This window comes from Nocardia sp. NPDC052112 (genome assembly GCF_040680135.1).
In the GTDB taxonomy this organism is placed as follows: domain Bacteria; phylum Actinomycetota; class Actinomycetes; order Mycobacteriales; family Mycobacteriaceae; genus Nocardia.
On record NZ_JBFAWD010000022.1, the window covers coordinates 16659 to 31242 of the forward strand.

A 14584-nucleotide genomic window follows, 5' to 3' on the forward strand; every position below is an offset into this window, starting at 1 on the left:
CGATGCCACATATCACCGACCACCCGCGCACCGCGGCCGTCATCGACATGCGGACCCAACTCGCCGTCGACGTGGCCGACCACCTGCAGAACCAGTCCTGGTCGGTCGACACCGGCAACGACACCGAAATCGCGTTGCGCGCGGATCATCGAGTTGACCCGCTGACCGCGATCATCTACATCCCCGCGCTCTACCACGACGACTGTGGCGACTCGAGCACAGTGCTCATCGACATCTGCGCCCGAGCCGCCACGGCCTTCACTGGCGTTGGTGGCGCCGTCGTTGTCACCGTGTCGGCCGACCTCCTGGGATCTGCGGGGCGCCCGCGCATCGCGGCCACTTCGGCCGCCCTTGTTGCGACTGCGCGAAGCCTCGCGCTGCGCTATGCCTCCGAAGGCATCACGGTCAACGTGGTCGCCGTGCCCGCAGCTGTCCTCCGCGACCACGCTGGGGTCGACGAGGATGACCGACCCGCGCTCCTACCTCACGCGGTGAGCGGTGGCGACGTTGCCGGTTCGATCGCGTTCTTCTCCGACCCTCGCAGCCGCTACATCACCGGTCAGGTCTTCTATTGCTGTGGCGGTTCGTCGCTGCTGTCGAGCCTGTCGGTGTGAAAGGAAGCACCGCATGAATCTCACCGACAAATCCGCCATCGTCACCGGCGGCGCCCAAGGCATGGGATTGGCGATCGCGGCCCGACTCGCCGAGCAAGGGGCTCGCGTTGTTCTGGCCGATCTCAACGCCGACAAGGCCGACACCGCGGCCGCCCAATTGCGCGCGGACGGACTCGACGCCACCGGACTGCAGGTCGACGTGATGCGGCCGGCCTCGGTTACTGCCATGTTCGAAGCCGCCGAAGACGCGATCGGATCGGTCGACATCCTCGTGAACAACGCTGGCATGAGCATCGACACGAGTGTTCGCAAGATGAGCGAACACATTTGGGAACGCACGATCGGGGTGAATCTGAGTGGGGTCGCGTATTGCTCGCAAGCAGCGGCACGGTCGATGATCCCGCGTCGAAGCGGACGGATCGTCAACATATCCTCCCGAGCATGGCTGGGATGGTGGGGCCAACTGCCGTATTCCGCGTCGAAGGGCGGCGTGGTCTCGACGACCCGGGCGCTGGCGATCGAACTCGCGAAATACGGGATCACGGTGAACTGCATCGCACCCGGGCTCATCGATACTCCGCTCCTGCGGGCCGAGCCACCAGAAGTGATGCAGCGACTGATGCGGGCACAGCCCACCGGAACGATCGGACATGCTGACGATGTCGCCTGGGCCACCAACTTCCTCGTATCCGAGTCGGCACGATCGGCGACCGGGCAAGTGCTCTATGTATGCGGCGGGAAGAGTCTTTATGCCCGACCTGCGAACAGCCGGTCCTGAATTCGCCTCGGTGGCGGATTGATGTCAGCGATCAACCCGCCACCGGCCATTCTTCGACGCGAGCGCCGAGTTGCAGCGAAACCTGCCTCCCGGCGTCTTGCATGAGATCCCGTACCAGCGGCAGACGATCGCTGGCCAATCGGCCGCGGGGCGCCGACACATGCACTGCCGCTTCGACTTTGCCCGCGGCATTCAGGATAGGAGTGGCAATACCTGTGATTCCCTCCACACTTTCCCCGTCGGTTACGGCGTAGCCCTGTTCGCGGATTCTGGCGTACTCGGCCTTCAACCGATCGCGGTCGACGATCGTGAATGGGGTGAGCGGTTCCAGATGAGGGGCACTGAGCACCTTGGCTTCCAGATCCGGATTGAACGCCGCCAATAGTTTCCCCACCGCCGAACCGTGCATCGGCCGAGCGCCACCGAGTTGCATCACCACGGCCAGCGGCTGCGAAGCCTCGTATCGATCGGCATACGTCACGCCATCGCCCACCCGGATTCCCAGGTACACATTTTCGTTGATCTCCTCGCACAGCGCCGTGAGGAACGGGCGCGCCACCTCCCGCAAGCTCAGAGAATCCACCACCGTCAGCGCGATGGTCACCGCGCGCGGTCCGATCGCATACGTTCGCGGACCGGCCACACGCACCGCGCCGATCTCCACAAGAGCCTGCATCAGGTCGTAAGTACTGCTCATCGGCAGATCGAGGTCCGAGCTGAGGTGCTTGAGACTACGACCCTCATGGTGATGGGCCAGATACCCCAGTACCGCCAACGCGCGGTCGATCCGCGACGCGTTCATAGTGTTGCTCCCATCATGTCCGTTGCTCGATCCTATTCGGCCCCAATAGCGCCGAGGCCTGTTCAAACAGCACCACCATCCGTATCGTACTTCGTATGTACGAAACTGACTTCGTGAATGCGCAGTGCCCCGCCAGCGGTCCGATGCGGGGAGTCCGGGTGGTCGACCTGAGCACTTCGCTGGGGAGCTACGTTGGACGGCTCTATGCCGACCTCGGCGCCGAGGTGATTCGCCCCGAACCGATCGGCGGGCACCCCGACCGGCAAATCGGCGCAGCTGTCCTACCGAGGTATTCGGCCGAATGGATCTTTCACAACGTCGGCAAGCGCAGTATCGAGATCGCTGACCTGGCATCGGGACTCCGCAGCCCGACGCTCACGAATCTCCTGGCCTCGGCGCAGGTATTGATCACATCGGAGTCACCCGCGAATCTTCGATCAGCCGGCCTGGACCCGCACGACATCGCAGCCCGATTTCCATCGCTGACGCATATCAACGTCAGCCCGTACGGCCTCAACGGGCCGTGGGCGGACCGTCCCGCCGACGATCTCGCCTTGCTCGCCGCAGGAGGCTTGCTGGGACTGGCTGGCGACCCCGACCGAGCGCCTGTGCGACCGGTCGGCAGGCAAAGCGCCGTCGCCGCCAGCCTCCATGCAGCGATTGGTGGACTGATCGCATTATTGGCCGATGAGGACAGCGGTCACGGCCAGCTCGTCGACGTCTCCGCGCAGGAGGCAGTCACTCATTCGCTCGAAAACGCCATCCAGTACTACGACCTGGAAGGCGAAATCCGCAGCAGAGCCGGAAGCAACCCCAAGGAGGCCGGGACAGGACTGTTCGCCTGCCGTGATGGCTACATCTACGTCGTCGGCGGACTCGGCGGACGCCCCCTGGGCTGGGACGGCCTCATCGAATGGCTCGATGAGGCAGGAGTAACCGAGGCACGGATCCTCGCCGAGAATCGCTGGCGCGATCGGCTCTGGCGACGCACGCCCGAAGCCATCAACGAATTCCGCCGACTGCTCGAGCAGCTGACAACGCCACGCACGAAACGCGAACTCTACGAAGACGGCCAACGCCACGGAGTGAGTGTGGCTCCGGTGTCCATGCCCGAAGACCTTCTCGAAAACCCACAGCTACAGGCTCGTCACTACTTCCGCGAAGTCGAGGTGGAAGGACACCGAGTCCGAATTCCCGGGGCGCCATACCGTTTCGCTGAACTTTCGGTCGGACCAGGCGAGAGCGTCGCCGAGTCTGGACACGATACCGAGCGGTTCGCGATAACCGGTGCCACCGTGCGCCCAACGAGTTCGGGCTGGACCGCTGGCTGATCGACTACCAGGCGAGCGGGCGCTCCGCCGGTCTGCGCCCGATCCAGGACGCCACCCGGGCGATGGCCATGTTCTCCTTCGCCGCGGCCGACCTCGAGGTCGAGTACCGCGACGTCGCGGCCCAGAAGCGCCTGCTGCACGAGCGGATGGCCGGCCTGGGCTGGTTGACCCCGCGTATCCTCGCGCACCTGGACGCGGCCCCGGACTTCTACCTCGACCAGGTCGCCCAGGTGGTGATGGACCGCTGGTCGAGCGGACGAGTGGGCCCGCTCGGAGACGCGGCGTTCAACTCGTCACCGATGTCCGGCCAGGGCACCGGGCTGGCCCTGGTCGGTGCCTACCTGCTAGCCGGAGAACTGGCCGCCGCCGGGTGGGACCCGCAGGCCGGGTTCGCCGGCTATGTCACATAACGTGGCGAGAGGGACGACGCTTCGGTACCTACCGCCGGACGATGTCCGCTCACGCCGCATCGGGTGCACCCGAACTCGGCTGCGGGCTTATGGATGCCCAGAATCACCACACCCACCGGGCCATCCGATACAAACCAGAATGCAAACCGTGGGGTTTCCGTGGGGTCGGGCCAAATAAAATAGGTCAGACCTGGTTAAAACCGAGCCTGACCTGGGTTTTTTGTGGAGCTAAGGGGAATCGAACCCCTGACCTTCTCGATGCGAACGAGACGCGCTACCAACTGCGCTATAGCCCCGTGCGGCTCCGGGGAACCGCGCTGTGACACTGTAGCAGGCTGGGTGGGCAGACTCCGAATCGCATGGTTGACCTGGGCGGATGCGATTCGGGTCAGGCACCGGCGGCGCGGCGCATATCGCTGGCGCCACGGCGGAGGGCGCGGGCGGTGGCGGGGTCGAAGGCTTCCAGGTGTTCGAACATGGGGTCTTCGTCGTCGACCTCGATGAGGGCGGAGCGGCGGCGGAGGGCGCGGGCGGTGTCGCGGTCCATGACGCGCTGTTTGGCGCGCTGCTCGGCCTCGCGCTCCGCCTCGATGTGCTCGCCGCGGCTGCGGGCCAAGCGGGCGAGTCGACGGCGGCGGATTTCCTCCTCCATGCGGACCTGCTTGCGTAGGTACGCCAGGTAGGTCACCAGGACGAGGGCCGAGCCGCCGCAGCCCCACCAGAACATCGGGCTCAGCGCCACCGAGAGTCCGCCGAAGGCGAGGGCGGCCAGGACGAGACCGAGCACCGCGCGCTGACGGAAGGTGTAGCGGGCCGCGCGCGCGATGGCATCGGCCTCCGGGTCGAAGCCGCCGCGTCCGCGCCGGGTCGGCACGAAATCCGAATCGTCGGAATCGGATTCGTCGAATCGAGCGGGCGCCGCCGTCCGGGCCAGGGGGATCCGGGCACCAGCCGGTTCGGTGTGCTCTACCGCCACCCGGTCATCATCGACGGTCGCCCGCTGGTTCGCAGCCGTTCGGGCCGTTGCGATTTCGGCATCGTCGGATTCGGCGGCATCGAGCTCGGCGTCGTCGAATTCGTTATCCGCGGTATCGAATTCGTCGTCGGCACCGTCGAACTCGTCGGATTCACCGTCCCGATCGTCGATTTCGGCATCGGATTCCGACCTGGCTTCGGGCGGGTTGTCCGCGGGATCGTCGTCCTCGGTGACCTGCTCGTCGGCCGGTGGGGTCATCCGGTCCTCCGCATCATCGCTGTGGGAAAGCCTTCTCTGCACTCGGGTCGGCCGGTAATCCGGATCGCTGTCGTGTCCGGCGGCCGGACCACTCCTGGTGCGCCGCTTGGAACCTCCGCGGTGCAATACGCGGGTCGCCAGCGCCGCGTCGGTCGTCTGCCTGATCCTCGGGTGCCGGTCGGCGAGGATCGGGAACAGCACGAAGACCCAGAGCACGACCAGGCCAATCCATAGGATCGAATTCGGCATTTCGCCTCTGCACCTCCGTCCCCGCCGCATCGTCCGCTCGGCCTTTCGACCGGGTCGCACCGCGCCCCGTCGCGGTGCGTTCGCTCGCCGCAAAACGCCTCGGACGGACGGACGTCCGGCCGCCGTGAGGCGTATTCGGCACTGCCTCACAAGCTGGTTGCCGGTGGCACGGGACGCACCTCCGACGTCCGTAGGTTAATTCCGTGTCGCACCAACTTCGGTCAGGCGCGCCGTCCACATACGCCACACCTGTCACAGTTCCACCATTTTCGCCGCGCGCCGAGGTCGGCCGGGCGCGTCGGAAACGGTACGGACGTGCAGGTGTCCGATTTCAGGGCAATGTGGCCCGACCATCGCGCACCAAACGATCGACGACGGTCCCCGCCACCTCCTCGACGGTGATGCCGACCAGCAGGTGATCACGCCAGGCCCCGTCGACATCCAGATACCGCTTGAGCAGCCCCTCCTCGCGGAACCCGACATTGCGCAGAACCGCTTGGCTGGCAAGGTTTTCCGGCCGCACAGTCGCCTCGACTCGATGCAATCCGGCAGGTCCGAAGCAATGGTCGAGCCCGAGCGCCAACGCGGCCGTCGCCACGCCCTGACCACCCAAATCCTTGGCGACCCAATAACCGATCCACGCCGAACGCAGCGCGCCGCGCACGATATTGCCGATGGTCAACTGTCCGCTGAACGCGCCGTCGACCTCGATCACGAGCGGAATCATCGCGCCGCGCCTTGCCTCGGCCTTCAGACTCGACCACAGTGACGGCCAGTTCGACGCGTGGTTGCGCGCCTCCCAGGCACCGCGCCCGGTCGGCTCCCACGGCTCCAGATGCGCCCTGTCGTGTAAGCGGATCCGGCTCCACGCCGCCGCGTCACGCAACCGCACCGGACGCAATGTCACCTCCCCGGCCGCGACGCGCACCGGTCCCAGATGCGCGGGCCAACCGGGATGCTGCGTAACCCGGAATACGTTCATCGTCTCCACGCCTCAGCCGCGCTGTGCGAGAAATGCGACCCGGACTTCGTCACCGGTTCTGATCTCGGTGTCGTCCGGGTCGAGCACGATCAGACTGTTCGCCTCGGCCAGCGTCGCGAGCAGATGCGACGAACCGCCCGCGCCGCCGCCGAGCGGCTGCACCAGGTAGTCGCCGGTGGCCTCATCGCGCATGAGTTGCGCGCGCAGGTAACCCTTGCGTCCGGCGATCGAAGTGATCGGCGTGATTGTCCTGGCGCGAATGATCCGGCGCATGGGATGTCTGCGCCCCAACGCGATTCGGATCAGCGGTCGCACCATGACCTCGAAAACCACCAGTGCCCCAACGGGATTCGACGGCAGAAGAAAGGTCGGCACTTCATCGCGCCCGAGCCGCCCGAAACCCTGTACGGAGCCGGGATGCATGGCGACCCTGGTGATTTCGAGGTCACCGAGGCCCTCGAGTGCCTCGCGGACCTGTTCCGAAGCCCACCCGCCGATGGCACCCGCGATCACCACGACCTCGGAACGAACCAGTTGCCCCTCCACCACATCGCGCAGCCGCCGCGGATCCGAACTCACGATGCCTACCCGGTTCACATCCGCACCCGCATCGCGCGCGGCCGCGGCGAGCGCATACGAATTCACGTCGTAGACCTGGCCCGGTCCAGGCGTGCGATCGATATCGATCAATTCGCCGCCCACCGAGATCACCGACAGCCGCGGCCGAGGATGGACCAGCACCTTGTCCTGACCGACCGCTGCGAGCAGACCGACCTGCGGCGCACCGATGATGGTGCCCGCACGCACCGCGACATCGCCGGGCTGCACATCGTCACCGATGCGCCGGACATAGTCGCCGGATCGGACCGGTTCGTACACCTTGATCCTGGCCCGGCCACCATCGGTGAAATCCAAGGGCAGCACGGCATCGGCCAGCGTCGGCAGCGGTGCACCGGTGTCGACCCGGACGGTCTGGCGCGGCTGCAATCGGATCGGCTGTTTGGAACCGGCGACCACCTCACCGACCACCGGCAGTGTCAGATCGACCAATTCGCCGTCCTCGTCGCGGATATCGGTGCCGGCGGCGGACACATCGACACTGCGCACCGCGTACCCATCGATCGCGGCCTGATCGAATCCGGGCAGCGGCCGCTCGGTGACGACATCCTCGGCACACAGCAGACCCTGGGCCTCGGAGATCGCGACCCGGACCGGCCGGGGCGCGACCGCCGCGGCCGTCACCTTGATCTGCTGATCCTCAACCGAGCGCATCCAGCCCTTCCTGATCTCTCCGCACCGACCCGATTCCGCGACCGCGCAACCGAACCCGCGCGGCTCTGCCGATCCGCGGTGTTCCCGGGGCTCTGCGTGGTTACGCAAGCTGCCGCCTCCGAGCCCGTCGCTCACACCGCAGATGAACCATCATTCGTACCCGACGGTCCACTATCGGCGAAACCCGACGCCCGCGCCTATCAGTCGTAGGTCGTCAGCTGTGGGTCCCAGTCCGCACTGAGCCGGTGCTGCAGCCACTCCCGCAGGGTGGGGCCGTATTCCTCTCGTTCCAAAGCGAAATCGACCGCAGCACGAAGATAACCGCCCGGGTTGCCCAAATCGTGGCGCGACCCACGGTGGACTACCACGTGGACCGGATGGCCCTCCTCGATGAGCAGTGCGATCGCATCGGTGAGTTGCAGCTCGCCGCCCGTGCCCGGTTCGATTCGGCGCAACGCGTCGAAGATGGCGCGGTCCAACAGGTATCGGCCCGCGGCCGCGTAGGTCGACGGTGCGTCCGCGAGCGCGGGCTTCTCCACCATTCCGTTGACCCGCAGCACATTCGGATTCACCGCATCGGGCACCGGCGCGACGTCGAAGACGCCGTAGGCGCTGACCTCGTCCTTGGGAACGTCGATGGCGCACAGCACAGTTCCGCCGCGCTTGCGCCGGACCCGGCTCATCACATCGAGCACGCCACACGGCAGCACCAGGTCGTCGGGCAGCAGTACGGCGATGGCGTCCTCGTCATCATCGAGGGCGCCCTCGGCCTGGGCGACCGCGTGGCCGAGGCCGAGCGGCTCGTCCTGGACCACCGAGGTGACATCCAGCAGCGCGGGCGCCTTGCGCACCTTCTCCAATAGGTGGAACTTGCCGCGCTCGGCGAGCGTGCTCTCCAGCACCAAGTCCTCTACGAAGTGTGCGACCACACCGTCTTTACCCGGCGAGGTCACGATGACCAGCCGCTCCGCACCGGAATCGGCGGCTTCCGTCGCGACCAGTTCGATGCCGGGAGTGTCCACCACCGGCAGCAACTCCTTGGGCACGGTCTTGGTCGCGGGCAGGAACCGCGTCCCGAGCCCGGCCGCGGGCACGACGGCCGTGCGGAAACACGACACGGCCGCGCCATTCGCGGATTGTCCGGCCTTTGTTGTCATACGCCTACCCTATCCATCCATTACAGGCCCGAACCGGCCATCACGCCGACTCGGGTCCCGGTGAGCTTAAGGTGATCCCTGTGGAGATGCCCGGCGAGCGCGACAAACATGCCTGGCGGGCCGAAATCATTGCGCGACGGGCCGCGATGACCAGTGCCGACCAGGCATCCGAGGCACGTGAGTTGGCCCACAGTGTCACCGAACTGGACGTCCCCGCCTGGGTGTGCGCGTACGTGCCGGTGCGCGGTGAACCCGGATCGACAGCGATGCTGACAGCACTGCGCGCGGCGGGCGCCCGGGTCTTGCTGCCCGTCACCGGACCGCCGGGACCACTGCAATGGGCCGAGTTCACCGGTGCCGATGCCCTCCGGCGCGCCGAATTCGGACTGCTGGAACCCGTGGGCGCGGTGCTCGCCGATGCGATCACATTGGCGGAGCTGATCCTGGTCCCGGCGCTTGCGGTGGACCGCCGCGGTGTTCGGCTCGGCCGCGGCGCGGGATACTACGATCGGACGTTGCCCGCGGCCCGGCCGACGGCGCGGTTGATCGCGGTGGTCCGCGACGACGAACTGCTCGACCGGCTTCCCGAGGAGCCGCACGATCTGCGCATGGGCTGGGCCCTCACACCGCGCGGCGGGCTGCATCGATTGGGTAGTGATACGGATGCGGAATGAAATGCCGATTAGCGGTGTTGGCACTGTCGGCTGTAGAGTGCCAGGTTGACGTACCATGCGGAGGATCCAGTGCCAACTTATTCATATGCGTGCACCCAGTGTGACAACCGCTTCGACATCGTTCAGTCCTTCACCGATGAGGCGCTGAGCGTCTGCTCGGAGTGCTCGGGCAAGCTGCGCAAGCTCTTCAACTCGGTTGGCATCGTGTTCAAGGGCAGCGGTTTCTATCGCACCGACAGCCGCGGCGGGTCGTCGACCGCCAGCGAGCCCGCCAAGTCGGACAGCGGTGCCAGCAGCTCCGCGTCGAGTTCCGATTCCGGTTCGTCGAGCAGCTCCAGCACCACGAGCACGGCCGTCGCCAGCTGACTTTCACCTGGTAAACCAGCCCTGCGGGAGTTATCCCCAGGGCTGTCGCCATCCACAGGGCCCGCCTTTCTCGGGCGAGTCGCATGGCCGGTGACCATAGGCTCGCGGCATGGCTTCCCTGGGCATCATTCCGTCCGGCAAGACCCGGTCCTTCGCCGATCTCGGCCGCGGCGACTCGCTGCGCTCGGCGATCTGGAATCGACCGCCGTGGGCGGATGCGCTACTGGCCCGGCGCCTGCTCGCGGCGGCACTCACCGCACTCGCGATCGTTCTGTTCCTGCGTGGTGATCCTCACAGTGCGCGCACCGAAGTCGTGGTCGCCGGACACGATCTGCCACCGGGGCATCTGCTCGAAGCCACCGATCTGCGCTCTACACCGCTCGAATCCGGCGCACTGCCCGCCGGCGCGATCGGCGACATCGCCGTCCTGGTCGGCGCGACACTGACCGGCGCCATGCGCACCGGCGAGGTATTCACCGATCTGCGCATCCTCGGTCCGCGACTGGCGGCGGTCGCCACCGGCGCGGGTGATGCCCGCATCGTGCCCATTCGGCTGGCCGATACCGCGGTCGCGGAGATACTGCGGGCGGGTGACCGGGTGGATGTCATCGGGGCGGAGGAACAGAGCGGTCCCGGCACCCGTCCCGCCCGATTGCTCGCGATCAATGCCGCGGTCGTGTTGGTGTCCGGTCCCGGCGACCGGCGGGGTGCGCCCGAGCGGGTCGTGCTGGTCGCGATGGATGCCGAACACGCCACCGCGGTGGCCGCCGCCTCACTGCGGACCGCCCTGACCGTGGTTTTCCATTGATCGAGTTCGCCGAGAATTCGCGATCAAGGTCAACTAGCATCGGTCGATACGGCAGCCCGAACCGCCGAGCACAACGAGTCAGCTCCCACCCGAAGAGGAGATATCGGCAATGCTCAAAGGTTTCAAGGATTTCCTACTCCGCGGAAATGTCGTTGACCTGGCAGTAGCCGTGGTGATCGGTACCGCGTTCGTCGAGATCGTCACCGCGTTCACCAATGGCATCATCAACCCGATTCTCGCTGTCTTCGGCGAACGGGATGACATCGGCCTCGGTTTCCGGTTGGTTGCCGATAAACCGGCGACCTTTGTACAGGTGGGTCCGGTCATCACCGCGGCCATCAATTTCGTGATCATCGCGGCGGTGCTGTACTTCGTGCTTGTGCTCCCCGCATTGCACGCGAAGAAGCGGTTCGGCACCACCCCGGATACCAAACTCAGCGATTCCGAGGTGCTGATCCAGATCCGCGACCTGCTCGCCGACACCCAGAGCAGCGGGGGTGGGCGCCACGAATTCTGATCGAATTCCCTTGCCCGACAATATGAACGGGAATTCGACTGCGCCACAATCAGATACGCTGATCCACTTGCGCCATACGCTGAACGGGCCCGTCGCACACGCGGCGGGCCCGTTCGGCGTATTCGAGCGGAATACTCAGCCGAGACTGAACGGCTGCCCCCACAACGTCGTCCAGGTGATGACATTGTCCGTCTCGACCTCGACGCTGACGAAGGAACGCGCCTGCGCGTAGCCACCACAGCCGCTGAGACCGATGGTCTCATCGGCCCAGGTGACCGAGCCGCTGCCATTCTTGAACTTATTGCGCTTCTTGTGCGACTCGTTGCCGAAGTCGTCGGCCTGCTCGAGATCGAGCACATAGAACGACTGCGCCTGGCCCGGACCGAGACTCAGGTTGGCGCCGCTGGTCGCGCCGACACCACCGGTGACGGTGTCACCACTCCAGTCCGCGGTGCCCTCGACACCACCGCTGGCACCGCCACCGTCGATATTCACCTGGCAGGCGACGACATAACCCGGGAAGATCGCGCCGTTCCAGCCATCGGTCACCTCGACCTGCGCGCTACCGGACACCCACGCATTGCGGTGCACGGGTGTCGCACCCATAGAAGGATTGATAGTGGCCGATTCGCCGACCAGCCGAATGGTGAGAACCGTTCCGTCGGAAAGTGTTTTGACGATTTGACCGCCCGGTAGTGGAATGAAGGTGTCGGCATTCGCCGCACCGGTGGACAAGAGGCCGAGTGCCAGCGCGGCGGCGCCACCGAGCCCGGCCACGCGCGCCACAAACTTACGATCGATCATGATTGGTAGTACCTACCTCTAGCGATTGAGTTCGATGAATTCGATTAGGCGAGTGGAGATTCGACAGATCCCACCGCGGTCAGCCGATGCTGAACGGCGCTCCGTACAGGGTGACCTTGGAGTAGTTGTCGCCGATGATCTCGACGACGGTGTAGGCACGCGCCTGGGCATAACCCGCGCAGCCCTGGATCTCGATCTCCGCATCCTGATACTCGACCGAGTAGACACCCGGCTTCAGAATGTCCTTGTAATCGATCTGAACGAACTTGACATCGCCAGGGCCGAGGTTGAGGCCGATCGACCCACCGAGCGAACCGCCCGAGAGGTTGATGCCGCCGGAAACCCCGGCCGAAATCGCATTATCGGCGATGCTGACCTGGCAGCCGACGATATAGCCGGTGCTCAGCTGCGATGCGCCGTGCGTCGAGGAGTTGTTGGTACCCGGCGCCCCGGAGGCGCCGTTGTTCGGGCCGATGGTGCCCTCCGGAGTGACGGACACGTCGGCAATGGCGTTACCCGAGACCCACACGACTCGGCCGGCGCCATTCGCGGCCAAAGACGGTGAAATCAACGCGTGTTCACCCGTCCGGCTGACGGTCACACCCGGGCCCAGCTTATGGCCGTCCGGCAACGGCACAAAAACATCGGCGTTGGCGGCGCCGGTCGAAAGCAGGCCCATCCCAGCAGCGGCGGCGACAACGGCACCCGCGATGCGGACACCTCGACGCAGACCGCTGGTGCGGTTCTTGCTCATACTTCCCCTCATCGGATTCTAGCGGTCGTCCTCGGGGTACCGAGGACGAAAACCCTTTCATGCCGACACCGCTCGCTGGAAAGACATTGGCCATCAAGCGGTTTGCCGACAATCTCGTCGGTGGACGATCTTGGGTGCGCCCAATATTAGTGGTTTCCGCCGAATTCCTGTGAGATTTCGCACATGTTACCGCTCGATCCGCTACGATCTGCGAATTTCACTGGGTGCTAAGGGGTTTCACAACAGAAAGCGGGCCCGCCGCGAATGCGACGAGCCCGCTTACGTTTTCAGGGCTTGCTGCCCCTGGCGATCAGCCGAGGCTGAACGGCTGGCCCCACAGGGTGGTCCAGGTGATGACGTTATCCGTCTCCACCTCGACACTGACGAAGGCACGCGCCTGGGCGTAACCCGCGCAGCCGGTCAGACCGATGGTCTCATCGGCCCAGGTGACCGAACCACTGCCATTCTTGAACTTGTTGCGCTTCTTGTGCGCCTCATTACCGAAGTCATCGGCCTGCTCGAGATCGAGCACGTAGAACGACTGCGACTGACCGGGGCCCAGAGTCAGGTTCGCGCCACTGGACGCGCCGACACTTCCGGTGACGGTGTCACCACTCCAATCCGCGCTGCCGTCCACACCACCTTCGACGCCGCCACCGGAGATGCTCACCTGGCAGCCGACGGTGTAACCCGGGAAGATCGAGCCGCCACCGTCACCGGATACGGTGACCTGGGCGCTACCCGACACCCACGCGTTGCGGTGCACCGGGGTCGAGCCCATCGACGGGTTGATGTTGGCGGATTCGCCGGTCAGGTTGATGGTGACGACAGTGCCGTCGGACAGGGTCTTGGTGATCGAGCCACCCGGCAGCGGCACGAAGGTATCGGCGTTCGCGGCGCCGGTGGAGAACAGGCCAAGGGCGACAGTGGCAGCAGCGCCGACACCGGCCACCCGTGCCACCTTCTTACGGTTGATCATGAAATTAATCCCTCGAGGGTTGAATCGCTTGAGCGAGAAGAATATTCGTGGAACGACCGACGTCAGCCGATGCTGAACGGCTGCCCGTACAGGGTGGTCTTCGAGTAGTTGTCACCGATGATCTCGACCACCGTGTAGGCACGCGCCTGGGCATAACCCGCGCAACCCTGGATCTCCATCTCGGCATCCTGATACTCGACCGAGTAACGACCCGGCTTCAGAATGTCCTTGTAATCGATCTGCACGAACTTCACCTCACCGGGACCGAGGTTCAGACCGATCGAACCGCCGAGCGAACCACCCGAGAGGTTGATGCCGCCGGAGAGTCCGGCCGAGATGGCGTCGCTGGCGATGCTGACCTGGCAGCCGACGATGTAGCCGGTGCTCAGCTGCGAAGCGCCGTGCGTCGAGGAGTTGTTGGTACCCGGGGCGCCCGAAGCGCCGTTGTTCGGGCCGACCGTGCCTTCCGGCGTGACGTTCACATCGGCAATGGCGTTGCCCGAAACCCAGACCACACGCCCGGCGCCGTTGGCCGCCAGCGAAGGCGAGATCAGGGCGTGCTCACCGGTGCGGGTGAGCGTCACATCGGGGCCGTTCTTCTGGCCGTCCGGCAACGGCACGAAGGTATCGGCATTGGCAGCACCGGTCGAAAGCAGCCCCATGGCCACGGCCGCGGCGGCGCCGACGCCCGCGATCCGGGCACCGCGGCGCAGGGTGCGGTTCTCGCTCATACTTCCCCTCATCAGGTTCTAACAGTCAACCTCGACCATCGAGGCTGGACGTTGGTCCTCTCAGGCCCAGCTCAGTTTGTCGTCCGATTGTTGCCGATATGTAACCGGCTGTTATTTCGGCG

General features: G+C 65.5%; 17 protein-coding genes and 1 tRNA gene. 8 read left to right on the forward strand and 10 right to left on the reverse strand.

Features of this window, described 5'->3' with window-relative positions; translation table 11 throughout:
- The first annotated feature begins 2 nt into the window (after window positions 1-2).
- Both AB0L58_RS32835 and AB0L58_RS32840 read left to right on the forward strand, forming a co-directional pair.
- A complete protein-coding gene (locus AB0L58_RS32835; RefSeq protein WP_364392949.1) occupies window positions 3-614 on the forward strand; it encodes an SDR family oxidoreductase in 612 nt (203 codons plus the stop codon).
- A gap of 13 nt (window positions 615-627) precedes the next feature.
- Complete coding sequence (locus AB0L58_RS32840; RefSeq protein ID WP_364392952.1) at window positions 628-1392, forward strand: SDR family NAD(P)-dependent oxidoreductase; 765 nt, start codon at window positions 628-630, stop codon at window positions 1390-1392.
- Window positions 1393-1423: 31 nt separating this feature from the next.
- On the opposite strand, the gene AB0L58_RS32845 is transcribed toward AB0L58_RS32840, so the two are convergent.
- Window positions 1424-2194, reverse strand: coding sequence for an IclR family transcriptional regulator (locus AB0L58_RS32845; RefSeq protein WP_364392955.1), 771 nt, complete (start codon window positions 2192-2194; stop codon window positions 1424-1426).
- A 95-nt stretch (window positions 2195-2289) separates the two neighbouring features.
- Between AB0L58_RS32845 and AB0L58_RS32850 the strand changes: the two genes are divergently transcribed.
- Both AB0L58_RS32850 and AB0L58_RS32855 read left to right on the forward strand, forming a co-directional pair.
- On the forward strand, window positions 2290-3525 hold the full coding sequence (locus AB0L58_RS32850; protein WP_364392957.1) for a CoA transferase: 1236 nt from the start codon (window positions 2290-2292) through the stop codon (window positions 3523-3525).
- Between the two features lie 62 nt (window positions 3526-3587).
- The gene (locus AB0L58_RS32855; RefSeq protein ID WP_364392960.1) at window positions 3588-3935 is read left to right on the forward strand and encodes an FAD-dependent monooxygenase; all 348 of its coding nucleotides are present in this window, start codon (window positions 3588-3590) and stop codon (window positions 3933-3935) included.
- A 223-nt stretch (window positions 3936-4158) separates the two neighbouring features.
- On the opposite strand, the gene AB0L58_RS32860 is transcribed toward AB0L58_RS32855, so the two are convergent.
- The 5 genes from AB0L58_RS32860 to AB0L58_RS32880 all read right to left on the reverse strand — a co-directional run bounded on the left by AB0L58_RS32860 (window position 4159) and on the right by AB0L58_RS32880 (window position 8829).
- Window positions 4159-4231 (reverse strand) — tRNA-Ala (locus AB0L58_RS32860).
- Window positions 4232-4323: 92 nt separating this feature from the next.
- Window positions 4324-5418, reverse strand: coding sequence for a gephyrin-like molybdotransferase receptor GlpR (glpR, locus tag AB0L58_RS32865; RefSeq protein ID WP_364392963.1), 1095 nt, complete (start codon window positions 5416-5418; stop codon window positions 4324-4326).
- 331 nt (window positions 5419-5749) lie between these two features.
- Entirely contained in the window at window positions 5750-6400 is a 651-nt protein-coding gene (locus tag AB0L58_RS32870) for a GNAT family protein (RefSeq protein ID WP_364392966.1), read from the reverse strand.
- 12 nt (window positions 6401-6412) lie between these two features.
- Window positions 6413-7672 carry a gephyrin-like molybdotransferase Glp gene (gene glp, locus AB0L58_RS32875; RefSeq protein ID WP_364392968.1) on the reverse strand — a complete coding sequence of 420 codons (1260 nt, stop codon included), beginning with the start codon at window positions 7670-7672 and terminating at the stop codon, window positions 6413-6415.
- Between the two features lie 200 nt (window positions 7673-7872).
- Window positions 7873-8829 carry a UTP--glucose-1-phosphate uridylyltransferase gene (locus AB0L58_RS32880; protein ID WP_364392971.1) on the reverse strand — a complete coding sequence of 319 codons (957 nt, stop codon included), beginning with the start codon at window positions 8827-8829 and terminating at the stop codon, window positions 7873-7875.
- Between the two features lie 86 nt (window positions 8830-8915).
- On the opposite strand from AB0L58_RS32880, the gene AB0L58_RS32885 reads away from it, so the two are divergent.
- The 4 genes from AB0L58_RS32885 to mscL all read left to right on the forward strand — a co-directional run bounded on the left by AB0L58_RS32885 (window position 8916) and on the right by mscL (window position 11194).
- Complete coding sequence (locus AB0L58_RS32885) at window positions 8916-9503, forward strand: 5-formyltetrahydrofolate cyclo-ligase (protein ID WP_364393197.1); 588 nt, start codon at window positions 8916-8918, stop codon at window positions 9501-9503.
- 69 nt (window positions 9504-9572) lie between these two features.
- Window positions 9573-9869, forward strand: coding sequence for an FmdB family zinc ribbon protein (locus tag AB0L58_RS32890; protein WP_364392974.1), 297 nt, complete (start codon window positions 9573-9575; stop codon window positions 9867-9869).
- Window positions 9870-9978: 109 nt separating this feature from the next.
- Window positions 9979-10677, forward strand: coding sequence for an SAF domain-containing protein (locus AB0L58_RS32895; RefSeq protein ID WP_364392977.1), 699 nt, complete (start codon window positions 9979-9981; stop codon window positions 10675-10677).
- A 109-nt stretch (window positions 10678-10786) separates the two neighbouring features.
- The gene (mscL, locus tag AB0L58_RS32900; RefSeq protein ID WP_364392979.1) at window positions 10787-11194 is read left to right on the forward strand and encodes a large conductance mechanosensitive channel protein MscL; all 408 of its coding nucleotides are present in this window, start codon (window positions 10787-10789) and stop codon (window positions 11192-11194) included.
- Between the two features lie 135 nt (window positions 11195-11329).
- Here mscL and AB0L58_RS32905 read toward each other — a convergent pair whose 3' ends face one another.
- The 4 genes from AB0L58_RS32905 to AB0L58_RS32920 all read right to left on the reverse strand — a co-directional run bounded on the left by AB0L58_RS32905 (window position 11330) and on the right by AB0L58_RS32920 (window position 14462).
- On the reverse strand, window positions 11330-11998 hold the full coding sequence (locus tag AB0L58_RS32905) for an MspA family porin (protein WP_364392983.1): 669 nt from the start codon (window positions 11996-11998) through the stop codon (window positions 11330-11332).
- Window positions 11999-12077: 79 nt separating this feature from the next.
- The gene (locus AB0L58_RS32910; RefSeq protein ID WP_364392985.1) at window positions 12078-12752 is read right to left on the reverse strand and encodes an MspA family porin; all 675 of its coding nucleotides are present in this window, start codon (window positions 12750-12752) and stop codon (window positions 12078-12080) included.
- Between the two features lie 310 nt (window positions 12753-13062).
- Window positions 13063-13731 (reverse strand): MspA family porin, encoded by a 669-nt coding sequence (locus tag AB0L58_RS32915; protein ID WP_364392987.1) that lies wholly within the window; start codon window positions 13729-13731, stop codon window positions 13063-13065.
- Window positions 13732-13793: 62 nt separating this feature from the next.
- Window positions 13794-14462 carry an MspA family porin gene (locus AB0L58_RS32920; protein ID WP_364392990.1) on the reverse strand — a complete coding sequence of 223 codons (669 nt, stop codon included), beginning with the start codon at window positions 14460-14462 and terminating at the stop codon, window positions 13794-13796.
- Window positions 14463-14584: the final 122 nt, after the last annotated feature.

Coding starts and splice junctions, on each gene's coding strand:
- AB0L58_RS32835 (WP_364392949.1), top strand. CDS start 3: ATGCCACATATCACCGACCACCCGCGCACCGCGGCCGTCATCGACATG.
- AB0L58_RS32840 (WP_364392952.1), top strand. CDS start 628: ATGAATCTCACCGACAAATCCGCCATCGTCACCGGCGGCGCCCAAGGC.
- AB0L58_RS32845 (WP_364392955.1), bottom strand. CDS start 2,194: ATGAACGCGTCGCGGATCGACCGCGCGTTGGCGGTACTGGGGTATCTG.
- AB0L58_RS32850 (WP_364392957.1), top strand. CDS start 2,290: ATGTACGAAACTGACTTCGTGAATGCGCAGTGCCCCGCCAGCGGTCCG.
- AB0L58_RS32855 (WP_364392960.1), top strand. CDS start 3,588: ATGGCCATGTTCTCCTTCGCCGCGGCCGACCTCGAGGTCGAGTACCGC.
- glpR (WP_364392963.1), bottom strand. CDS start 5,418: ATGCCGAATTCGATCCTATGGATTGGCCTGGTCGTGCTCTGGGTCTTC.
- AB0L58_RS32870 (WP_364392966.1), bottom strand. CDS start 6,400: ATGAACGTATTCCGGGTTACGCAGCATCCCGGTTGGCCCGCGCATCTG.
- glp (WP_364392968.1), bottom strand. CDS start 7,672: ATGCGCTCGGTTGAGGATCAGCAGATCAAGGTGACGGCCGCGGCGGTC.
- AB0L58_RS32880 (WP_364392971.1), bottom strand. CDS start 8,829: ATGACAACAAAGGCCGGACAATCCGCGAATGGCGCGGCCGTGTCGTGT.
- AB0L58_RS32885 (WP_364393197.1), top strand. CDS start 8,916: ATGCCCGGCGAGCGCGACAAACATGCCTGGCGGGCCGAAATCATTGCG.
- AB0L58_RS32895 (WP_364392977.1), top strand. CDS start 9,979: ATGGCTTCCCTGGGCATCATTCCGTCCGGCAAGACCCGGTCCTTCGCC.
- mscL (WP_364392979.1), top strand. CDS start 10,787: ATGCTCAAAGGTTTCAAGGATTTCCTACTCCGCGGAAATGTCGTTGAC.
- AB0L58_RS32905 (WP_364392983.1), bottom strand. CDS start 11,998: ATGATCGATCGTAAGTTTGTGGCGCGCGTGGCCGGGCTCGGTGGCGCC.
- AB0L58_RS32910 (WP_364392985.1), bottom strand. CDS start 12,752: ATGAGCAAGAACCGCACCAGCGGTCTGCGTCGAGGTGTCCGCATCGCG.
- AB0L58_RS32915 (WP_364392987.1), bottom strand. CDS start 13,731: ATGATCAACCGTAAGAAGGTGGCACGGGTGGCCGGTGTCGGCGCTGCT.
- AB0L58_RS32920 (WP_364392990.1), bottom strand. CDS start 14,462: ATGAGCGAGAACCGCACCCTGCGCCGCGGTGCCCGGATCGCGGGCGTC.